This window comes from Paenibacillus sp. EB106-04-04-XG159 (assembly GCF_058791835.1).
Map to the genome: position 1 here is coordinate 514,561 of NZ_JBYTDY010000001.1, position 6,892 is coordinate 521,452.

General features: G+C 52.6%; 3 protein-coding genes and 1 rRNA gene. All 4 read left to right on the forward strand.

Translation table 11 applies throughout. From position 1 onward, the window contains the following. Nucleotides 1-65: 65 nt before the first annotated feature. Nucleotides 66-2,495, forward strand: a complete 2,430-nt coding sequence (gene pcrA, locus AC3WTP_RS02250; RefSeq protein ID WP_492392939.1) for a DNA helicase PcrA — start codon at nucleotides 66-68, stop codon at nucleotides 2,493-2,495. 165 nt (nucleotides 2,496-2,660) lie between these two features. After that, nucleotides 2,661-4,712: an NAD-dependent DNA ligase LigA gene (gene ligA / locus AC3WTP_RS02255; protein ID WP_492392940.1), complete on the forward strand. Its 2,052-nt coding sequence runs from the start codon at nucleotides 2,661-2,663 to the stop codon at nucleotides 4,710-4,712. Between the two features lie 569 nt (nucleotides 4,713-5,281). Next, the gene (locus AC3WTP_RS02260; protein ID WP_492392941.1) at nucleotides 5,282-5,647 is read left to right on the forward strand and encodes an HsmA family protein; all 366 of its coding nucleotides are present in this window, start codon (nucleotides 5,282-5,284) and stop codon (nucleotides 5,645-5,647) included. A gap of 683 nt (nucleotides 5,648-6,330) precedes the next feature. Continuing rightward, nucleotides 6,331-6,892, forward strand: a 16S ribosomal RNA gene (locus AC3WTP_RS02265); the annotation flags it as partial.

Genomic DNA, 6,892 nt, shown 5'->3' on the forward strand with positions numbered 1-6,892 from the left:
AAGCTGAATATAAGATATGAATCATTTTGATCATGGATAAAATAGAGGAGAAGGGAGCTGCGGCAATGTTTGAATTTTTAGAATCTGCGGATAAAAAAGAGGTGCGTACATGGACGGGTCCTGATATACAAGAGGCGATTAAGCGGCTTAACCCCGAGCAGAGACGTGCGGTGGAAGCGACAGATGGACCGCTGCTCATTATGGCCGGAGCAGGCTCCGGCAAGACGCGCGTGCTGACGCATCGCATTGCGTACATTATTGCCAACCGCAAGGCGGCGCCATGGAGCATCCTGGCGATCACCTTTACGAATAAAGCCTCACGTGAGATGCGTGAGCGGGTGTCGAAGCTGGTTGGTCCTGAAGGGGAGGAGATATGGGTATCCACCTTCCACTCCATGTGCGTGCGTATATTGCGTCGTGACATCGAACGAATCGGTTTCTCTTCCAACTTCACGATCCTCGATTCGAGCGATCAGTTGTCTGTTATCCGCGGATGCATGAAGGATCTGAACATTGATACGAAGAAATTCGAGCCCAAGGCAATTCAAGCAACAATTAGTACAGCCAAGAATGAACTGGTTTCCCCGCAGCGCTATGAGCAGAAGGTTGGAGACCATTTTGAAGGGCTGGTAGCTAAGGTTTATAAGGCTTACCAGAAGCGCCTCAGAACGAATAACGCGCTCGATTTTGACGATCTGATCATGACAACGATCGAACTGTTCAAGCAAGTGCCGGAAGTATTGGACTTCTATCAGAAGAAATTCAAATATATTCACGTCGACGAGTACCAGGATACGAACCGTGCGCAGTATATGCTGTGCAACATGCTGGCGGACCAGCACAAGAACATCTGTGTCGTCGGTGATAGTGATCAGTCCATCTACCGTTGGCGCGGTGCGGATATTACGAATATTCTCAACTTCGAAGAGGATTATCCAGATGCGACGACGATTCTGCTGGAGCAGAACTATCGTTCGACTGCGAATATCTTGAACGCTGCCAATGAGGTAATCAAGCTGAACACAGGACGTAAGCCTAAGAAACTGTGGACGGACAGCGGTGAAGGTAATCCAATTAAGGTATTTCAAGCAGATACCGAGCATGATGAAGGATATTTCGTCACGACAGAAATTAAGAAGAATCAGATGAGCGGCAAATCGTACAGCAATCATGCCATTCTATATCGGACCAATGCCCAGTCGCGGGTAATCGAGGAAATTCTGATCAAGTCCGAGATCCCATATCAGATCGTCGGCGGCGTGAAGTTCTATGATCGCAAAGAGATTAAGGATGTACTTGCGTATTTGCGCCTGATCTCCAACCCGGACGATGACATCAGTTTGGAGCGCATCGTCAACGTGCCGAAGCGAGGTATTGGGGCGACGACGATCGCGAAGCTAGCGGAAGCGGGAACAGAACGCGGTATATCTATTATGAAGGTTATTGCCGATATGGATCTGCTCGACATCTCGCCTAAGACGAAATCGACGCTGCGGGAATTCCATGCGATGATGGACAATCTGAATCGGATGCAGGAGTATCTCTCTGTCACCGAATTGACGGAGAAGCTGCTGGAGCTGTCCGAGTACAAACTGGAACTGCAGCGTGAAGCGACGCTTGAATCCAAGGCTCGCCTCGAGAATATCGACGAGTTCCTGTCGGTAACGCAGGAATTCGAGAAGCGCAATGATGATAAGACGCTCGTCTCGTTCCTGACCGATCTGGCGCTGATCGCTGACATCGATTCGATGGACAAGAACGATGAAGAGCAGCAGGACGCCGTCGTGCTCATGACGATGCACAGCGCGAAAGGCTTGGAGTTCCCCGTTGTCTTCATTATCGGGATGGAAGAAGGCGTGTTCCCGCACAGCCGCACTTTCCAAGACAACGAGGAACTGGAAGAGGAGCGGCGCCTCGCGTATGTGGGCATTACGCGCGCGGAGCAGCAATTGTTCCTCTCGTGCGCGCGGACGCGAACCTTGTTCGGCCGGACGAGCGCGAACCCGCCTTCACGCTTCCTCAGCGAGATTCCTGACGAGCTGAAGGAAGACGTCTCGCCGAGCCGAGCTGGCGGGGCTGCGCGCTACGGTGGCGGCGGCTACGACCGCTACGGCCGCCAAGCGTCGTCCGCCTCATACGGCGGACGCGGCCTCGGCAACGCCGGCGCGGGCGGCGTAGCGCCGGGCTCGATTCAGCCCGGCGGCCCGATGCCCGGCGGCCGCGGCCCTGGCGGCACAGCCGCCGCGCGCCCAGGCCAGCCTGCTGGCGGAGCGGCTCGCGTCAGCGTGAGCTCGCCGCTCGACCAGGCGCGCCAGGCCGGCGCCGCAGACGCCTCCTTCAAGGCAGGGGACAAAGTGTCCCATGCCAAATGGGGCGTCGGCGTCATCGTGTCCGTGAAAGGCACAGGCACGGACACGGAGCTGCAGATCGCTTTCCCGGCACCGGTCGGGCTGAAGCGACTGCTCGCTGCATTCGCGCCGGTGACGAAGGTATAACATTGCCTTCGTCACCCTCGACGCGGATGTCGAATACGTCACAGATGTTACCTACGTTGCATTTGACATTATTAACATCATTAACATCACCGACATTCTCGACATCCTCGTCATCGCAACACTTTGCAAGCCATTGATATCCATTTGAAAGGGGCCGACCGCCGTATGGCAGATCAACCGACTCCATCCGCACAAGCTCCGGCTCGCATGCTGGAGCTTGTGAAGGAACTGAACCGCTACAATCATTATTACTACACACTCGATAATCCGCTTCTAAGCGACAAGGAGTATGACGTACTCTACGACGAGCTCGTTGCGCTGGAGCAGACGACAGGAATCCTGCTGCATGATTCCCCGACTCAACGCGTAGGCGGCGAACTGCTGAACGGCTTTGAACCGCACCGCCACCTGGCCCGCTTATGGAGCTTGGATAAAGCGCAAAATGTCGAAGACCTTCAAGCCTGGCACCAGCGCGTCGTAAAGCTCGTGAATGACTACAACGCCAAGAATCCGGGGGGGCAGCCGCTGCCTGAGCCGGCATTTGTCGTGGAGCTTAAGTTTGACGGCTTGACGCTGAACCTGACTTACACCAACGGAGTGCTCGTGCAGGCATCGACTCGGGGGAATGGGGTTATTGGCGAGGGCATATTGCCGCAGGTGAAGACGATCCGCTCCGTGCCGCTGACGATTCCATTTGCAGAGGGAACGATCGAAGTGCAGGGCGAAGGCATCATGAACCTATCTGTCCTGGAAAAATACAATGAGACTGCCTCGGAGCCGCTCAAAAATGCCCGCAACGCCGCGGCAGGCGCCCTGCGGAACCTGAATCCGAAGGTAACTGCCACGAGAAAGCTGAACGCCTTTTTCTATAATGTTGGATATGCCGATCAATTGGATTTCAACAATCACGAGGACATGATGCAGTTTTTGCGTGATAATCATTTCAAAGTGAATCCATACGTCACCTACCACAAGACGATAGATGAAGTCATAGCAGAGCTGCAGCATGTAGTGGAGAAGCGCAATTCGCTGGACTTCTTGATCGATGGAGCCGTCATTAAGGTGACGGACATGCGCACGCGCGAGGTATTGGGCTATACCGACAAATTCCCTCGCTGGGCAGTTGCCTTCAAGTTCGAGGCGGAGGAAACGACGACCGTGCTCGAATCCGTCAGCTGGGAAGTAGGGCGTACGGGCAAGATTACGCCTGTTGCTCGCGTGGAAGCCGTGGAATTAGCAGGTGTTACCGTTCAGAATTGCACCCTGAACAACATCGGCGACATCGAGCGCAAGAACCTCAAGTTTGCGCTGGGCTCACAAGTATTCATTCGCCGTTCCAATGATGTCATCCCAGAGATCCTCGGCAAAGTGCCGGAGGAACCGGATGGCGAAGAGATCGTCTATCCGACGGCTTGCCCATCCTGCGGCTCTGAGCTCGAAATGCGCGGCGCGCACCTGTTCTGCAACAATAAGCTCGGCTGTAAGCCGCAGATCGTGGCGCGTCTCGCGCATTTCGCCTCGCGCGATGCGATGGATATCGAGACGTTCAGCGTCATGACGGCGGAGCAGCTGTATGATGAGCTGGAGGTTCGCGATCCAGCGGATCTGTTCGCGCTCACCTTCGAGCAGCTCGTGACGCTGAACCGCTTCGGCGAGAAGAAGGCGAGCAATCTGCTCGAAGCGCTGGAGAAGAGCAAGACGCGCGATCTCGCGGCGTTCTTATTCGCGCTCGGCATCCCAAATACCGGCAAGACGACAACACGCTCGCTTGCCGAACACTACCGCAGCCTGGACGCTATTATGAACGCGTCTGCTGAAGAGCTGATCGGACTCCCGGATATCGGCGGAATCGTAGCAGAGTCTATCGTTTCCTTCTTCCAGGATCCGCTCATCCAGGACAGCATCTCACGGATGCTTGCTCTAGGTGTCTCACCGCACATCGAGGCTGCGCAGGTACCGGTGAACACGGACTCCTTCTTCTTCGGCAAGGTCGTCGTCCTGACCGGCACCCTGCATCAGCTTACTCGCGATGACGCCACCGCCATGCTCGAGGCCGCTGGTGCCAAAGTGACCGGCAGCGTCTCGAAAAAAACCGACCTCGTCGTTGCTGGCGAGAAGGCGGGCAGCAAGCTCGCTAAGGCCGAGCAGCTGGGCATCCCTGTCATCACCGACGAGAACGAGCTGATCCGCCTGCTGAATGAGGCGCTAGGTAACTAATAAAAAACCTCTGTTGAATCGAGCAGCATGCCGCAAATGCGGCGCTGCTATGTGTTCACAGAGGTTTTTTTGCTGCCTGCGCAAGTTGCGGCGGCTAGAGTGCTGCGCTAATAGCATCTGACCATTATCCCATCGAGTCAGGGGTTGTCCTCTGGCATTCTCCAGATCAACCAGCCCTTGCTTCATCCTCGTCATCCATACCCCTTTACGGGCTGCACTCCATCTTGAGCCTCCCCAGTCTTCTGAGCGAAGGGGAGAATACCCAAACATAGTTCAGAGGGGATTACACAATCCAACTCCGTAGTATCGATAAAGTTCAGCTGCTCTAGTAAACCCGAGCCCAGCTTATGCCTGTTCGATCCATCCTATCCCATACCCACCATTTATAACTATCCTGTCACGCCCATCTTATTTCCCCAATGTAATCAGCCGTTCATATTCCGTTCATACAAGCGTTCTACAATAAAGATGCTGGTGAAATAAATAACAAACATTCCACAAAGGAATGCGAAATATTCCTCATCAAGCAGCGAACATTATAGAATACTACATCAGAGGAGTGGTTATCGATGCTAGCAACAGCGGTTATTTTTATCAACTTAGCATTAGTGTTTTACACCATTGGAGTATGGGGAGAGAAACGCAAAGGTACAATTAACGGAGTGCATCTGAGCTTCTTTGGCCTAGGTTTGATATGTGATACAGTAGGTACGTCTTTAATGAGCGCTCTTGCGGCTCAAGGGACCAATAACATCGTGCACGCTATAACCGGTGGAGCAGCGCTCGTTCTTATGTTGCTGCATGCAGTATGGGCGGCGTTTGTTTATTGGAAAGGCAGTGAGCAATCGAAACAAAGCTTCCATCGATTCAGTTTAGTTGTCTGGGGAATATGGCTCATCCCTTACTTTATTGGCGTAGCAATGAGCATGTTTTAATAATACGAAGCCCTGCAATCTGACTCCGATCCTAGATCGGTACATCTGACTGCAGGGTTTCTTTGTTTCTCTGCATTTTCCTACATATATAATCAAGCCTTGCCTTTCCTCCTTAACGTCTTCGAGGCTGTGAGTGTAGACAACGATAATGTCCAAGCAGCATATGATGCAACGGCTCACTTGATCTCTCATTGGAACTTTCTTTATGAAAATGACCAAGCGTCTGAGTGACAGAGTGCGTTTGCTGTCATTGATGTTCGGAAGATGTGGCCTAGATCAGCTTTAATCATATTAATTTTGCGGCAATGTCGAATCCTGCCTTACGCAATATCGCATGGACGCGGTGAATAAATTTCGACATCGCACACTTATAGAACAGCAGGTCTTATTCGCGCGTTATGAAGATAATATCTATATGGGAAGATGGGAAAAACTATAACATTGCTTTTTATGCATCCTGTATGGTATAGTTATTTTTGTTGATTCGAGCTGAATAACTTCGAAATAAGTTTTCAAAAAAAGAGTTGACAAGCCAGACTGGTTCTGGTAAAGTAAATAACTGTTCGACACGATATGTCGAATCACAGTAGCAACAAAGTTCCTTGAAAACTGAACAAATGACGAAGCACAATAAATGAGAATTAACATTCTCGTCAGCAATACAAATGAGCAAGTCAAACACTTTTATGGAGAGTTTGATCCTGGCTCAGGACGAACGCTGGCGGCGTGCCTAATACATGCAAGTCGAGCGAACTTGATGGAGTGCTTGCACTCCTGAAGGTTAGCGGCGGACGGGTGAGTAATACGTAGGTAACCTGCCTGTAAGACTGGGATAACCCACGGAAACGTGAGCTAATACCGGATAGGCGAGACTCCCGCATGGGGGATTCGAGAAAGGCGGAGCAATCTGCCACTTACAGATGGACCTACGGCGCATTAGCTAGTTGGTGAGGTAACGGCTCACCAAGGCGACGATGCGTAGCCGACCTGAGAGGGTGATCGGCCACACTGGGACTGAGACACGGCCCAGACTCCTACGGGAGGCAGCAGTAGGGAATCTTCCGCAATGGACGCAAGTCTGACGGAGCAACGCCGCGTGAGTGATGAAGGCCTTCGGGTCGTAAAGCTCTGTTGCCAGGGAAGAACGGCTTGGAGAGTAACTGCTCCAAGAGTGACGGTACCTGAGAAGAAAGCCCCGGCTAACTACGTGCCAGCAGCCGCGGTAATACGTAGGGGGCAAGCGTT